General features: G+C 37.1%; 1 protein-coding gene. It reads right to left on the bottom strand.

The genetic code is table 11. The features are described 5' to 3' along the window. Window positions 1-9: 9 nt before the first annotated feature. Window positions 10-1,173 carry an IS4 family transposase gene (locus E5355_RS19045; protein ID WP_004313273.1) on the bottom strand — a complete coding sequence of 388 codons (1,164 nt, stop codon included), beginning with the start codon at window positions 1,171-1,173 and terminating at the stop codon, window positions 10-12. Window positions 1,174-1,300: the final 127 nt, after the last annotated feature.

Here is a 1,300-nt window from a genome sequence, read left to right as displayed (position 1 = left end):
AGTTATTAATTAATCAAATAATCCCGGAATAAGGGGATTAAATTGTTCTTTGACATCATTGAAATTAGTCTTATTAAACAGCTCTTGTAAAGGCGTTTTATCTGTTAATGAGATGCTAAGAATCTGCAAGACCTCATAAGTTGAACGATTCAGTTGCATATCATATTGTACAATAGCTACTAAACAATAGGTGATGATAGCAACACTAATCTGTATTCGAACCGCATTCTCGGTAGTACCCCAGAACCTTTTTATCTTAAGGTGTTGTTTCAGCCATTTGAAGAAAAGTTCCACGAACCATCTTTTCTTATAAAGATTGGCAATATCAAGTGCAGATATGTGTTTGGCATTCGTCAGGAATGTGAATTCACGATCATCCTCTTTATCATAGAAACGGATGACTCTGAATGATTCAGGATACTTCTTTTCAGAAGTGTACCCTATCAGTTTCACTTCCGCATCTGAAAGGATATTCTTCGGCATTCTACGCTTCCATTTACAGAACTTGCATTTCAGATTAGACTTCGCTCTGACTACAAAGAAAGAACCTGTAAGATGAATCCGATAAAGTTCTTTAAACGAGTCATACGCTCTGTCAAATATATAATAAGCATTTGGCTCATAATTAATTGCGGACATTTCTGTTGAATCATGCCTGGATGCTGTAGTTACTGTATAAAAGGCTGGAAGTTGTGCTTCTATGTCATAAAGGACATGAGCCTTAACTCCACCTTTTTTCTTACGGAACTTCGCCCAAGGGAATGTAGCCAAACATAAAGGAATCGTAGTGGAATCAAACGCATACTTCCTTCCTGGAATATCCAAGATGTGAGTCGATCGTTTTTCACATGCTTCCTTCATCATATAGAAAGCAAAATCTTCGAAGATTCTGTAATCCCGATTCTGATTGGCAGATGCAAGCGTAGTTTTGGCAATGGGCTCACGACCCAATCCCAAATGATAACGCTTTCCTTGATGTGCTTCCAAAGCTACAATCAAGTCACGAAGACTTTCACGATTACTGAGTTGACCGAACATCATTGCAAGTAACTGACTCCAGCAAGTGAAATGTTTCACATAACGATTGCCATCATACTTGTCTACAAGTCTTCTGAACTTATCATTGTTCAAGAATTCTACTAACTGAGCGAAAACATATTTATCTTGGTTCATTTGAGGTCACCTTTATTGACCTCAAAGGTATGATTTCAAATCGTCGCGCCTAAAAAGTAGTATCTAATAGACTATATTTCAATTATTTCAAAGAACTATTTATCCACTTTTACGGGACAGTAATGAT

The sequence above is a fragment of the Bacteroides muris (ex Afrizal et al. 2022) genome (assembly GCF_004793475.1).
GTDB lineage: Bacteria > Bacteroidota > Bacteroidia > Bacteroidales > Bacteroidaceae > Bacteroides > Bacteroides muris.
This window is presented reverse-complemented; position numbering and strand designations above follow the sequence as displayed.